Genomic DNA, 2554 nt, shown 5'->3' on the forward strand with positions numbered 1-2554 from the left:
CGCGGGCGGCCGCCCACGACTTCGTGACCGCCCTGCCGGAGGGCTACGATTTCCGGGTCGGCCCGGCCGGCAACCGCCTCTCCGGCGGCGAGCGGCAGCGAATCGCCCTGGCCCGGGCCTTCCTGAAGGACGCGCCGATCCTGCTCCTCGACGAGGCGACCTCGGCGCTCGATTCGGAGTCGGAGCGCCTGGTCCAGGCGGCGCTGACCCGCCTGATGGACGGCCGCACCACGCTGGTCATCGCCCACCGCCTCTCGACGGTGCGGGAGGCCGACCGGATCGCCGTGATGGAGGCCGGCCGGGTGATCGAGACCGGGCGGCACGACGATCTGATCGCGTCGGGCGGCGCCTACGCCCGCCTGCACCGGATGCAGCTGTCGGATCCGACGCCGACCATGCAACCGGACTCTTTCAGTGCCGGACGCGGCACGGGTCCCCTCTCCCGGGCGGGAGAGGGACAGGGTGAGGGGTGCGACCTCTCCGGACAGACCTGATCCCTCACCCCAACCCTCTCCCGCACGGGAGAGGGGGCGCGTCGCGGACGTCACAGGTCGACGCGTGCACCCCGTTGCCGGTCAGCGTCGGGCGACCGCCACGCAAGCCGCCGGCAAGGCATGAGCGACACCATAGGCATGCACGCGCTCCGTAGATTCGTCCGCGGGAGCGCGGCATAAGGGCGTGTACCTTTGAGGACCCTACCGTGAGCGACCTGACGTTCGAGACCCAAGCCCATCCCGCCCGCCGGACCGACGCCGAGCGGGCCGCGCTGATGACGAATCCGGGCTTCGGCAAGGTGTTCACCGACCACATGGTGGTGGCCCGGTACGCGGCCGGCCGCGGCTGGTACGACGCGCGGATCCAGGCGCGCGAGGCGATCCCGCTCGATCCCGCCGCCGCGGTGCTGCACTACGCGCAGGAGATCTTCGAGGGGCTCAAGGCCTACCGCACCGCCGACGGCGGCGCCGCCCTGTTCCGCCCCGACGCCAACGCCCGCCGCTTCCGGCTCTCGGCCGAGCGCATGGCCATGGCCCCCTTCCCCGAGGACGCGTTCGTCGACGCCATGCGCAAGCTGGTCGAGATCGACCGGAGCTGGATCCCCGACACGCCCGACGGCAGCCTCTATCTGCGGCCGTTCATGATCGCCAGCGAGGCGTTCCTGGGGGTCAAGCCGGCCTCGGAATACCTGTTCGTCACCATCGCCTCGGCGGTGGGCTCGTACTTCAAGGATCCGAACGGCACGGTCACGGTGTGGGTCTCCGAGCACTTCACCCGCGCTGCGCCGGGCGGCACCGGCGCGGCCAAGTGCGGGGGCAACTACGCCGCCAGCCTCGCCGCGCAGGCGGAGGCCACGAGCCAGGGCTGCGAGCAGGTGGTGTTCCTCGACGCGGCCGAGCGCCGCTACATCGAGGAGCTCGGCGGCATGAACGTGTTCTTCGTGTTCGCGGACGGCACGCTGCAGACCCCGCCGCTCTCCGACAGCATCCTGCCCGGCATCACCCGCGATTCGGTGATCACCCTGGCCCGGGAAGCCGGCCTCACCGTGAAGGAGGAGCCCTACACGATCGACGCCTGGCGCGCCGACGTCCGCGCCGGCCGGCTGACCGAGGCCTTCGCCTGCGGCACCGCCGCGGTGATCACCCCGATCGGCACCGTGAAGGGCCGCGAGGACAACTTCACCATCGGCGACGCCGTGGCGGGCCCGGTGGCGCGCCGGCTGCGCGGCATGCTGGTGGATATCCAGCGGGGCACGACCCAGGACTCGCACGGCTGGTTCCAGAAGGTCTTTTAGGGTTTTTCCCGCCGCGGGAGCGGGGTCGGTTTGCCTGGTTCGCATTCAGGACTTGCGGCGCGTCCTCCCTCCCCGCTCTGTGGGCTTCGAGCGACATAGATTTGGGGCGCGATCGTCCTTGCAGGCCGCGACGCGCCCCCCTCTCCCGTGCGGGAGAGGGCTGGGGTGAGGGACCCGGTCTGTCCGGAGAGGTCGCATCCCTCACCCTGTCCCTCTCCCGCACGGGAGAGGGAACCCGCGCCTCCCACGGGCAAGGTGGTGGCCCACGGAGGCGAAGGGCTACGCGCGGATGACGGAAGTGGCAGCCAGCACCCCGGAAACAGCCGCCGGCCCGTGGAATCCCGGCGTCCAGTCCGACTTGCCGGCCGCCTTCACGCCGCTGATCACCGTCTACCGCCCCGAGCACGTCGAGACGCCCCTGCGCGACGCGCTGGGGATGAGTGACCTGTGCGGGCTGCCGGCCCGCCAGCTCACCCGGATCAGGCCGTGGCGCCTGGTCGTCCACGAGGTGCTGATCCGGGTCATGTCCGACCTCTCGGTGCCGGTGGGCGAGGTCTACGCCGATCTGGGCGTCAATTTCCGCTCGATCGTGTCGGCCATCCTGCGCGAAGGCGTCGAGCCCCGGCTCGGCGAGGTCGAGGCGGCCCTGGCGGCGCTCCGTGCCGAGGCCGACGCGGTGCTCCGGCGCGAGATCGCCGCGATCCTCGACGACCCGCCCTCCCCGGCCGCGCCGGAGCCCGGCTGGCTCGACCGGCTGCTCGGGCG

The 2554-nt window shown here is 72.0% G+C and carries 2 protein-coding genes and 1 pseudogene; all 3 read left to right on the forward strand.

The window, feature by feature from the left end; translation table 11 throughout:
- Positions 1-494: ATP-binding cassette domain-containing protein (locus FV228_RS26630; RefSeq protein WP_246694043.1), on the forward strand; the 494-nt coding region annotated here is incomplete at its 5' end.
- A gap of 206 nt (positions 495-700) precedes the next feature.
- The gene (locus tag FV228_RS26635) at positions 701-1789 is read left to right on the forward strand and encodes a branched-chain amino acid aminotransferase (RefSeq protein WP_147857272.1); all 1089 of its coding nucleotides are present in this window, start codon (positions 701-703) and stop codon (positions 1787-1789) included.
- Between the two features lie 289 nt (positions 1790-2078).
- Positions 2079-2554: pseudogene (locus FV228_RS26645) on the forward strand (hypothetical protein); the annotation flags it as partial.

Source organism: Methylobacterium sp. WL18 (assembly GCF_008040015.1).
Classification (GTDB): Bacteria; Pseudomonadota; Alphaproteobacteria; order Rhizobiales; family Beijerinckiaceae; genus Methylobacterium; species Methylobacterium mesophilicum.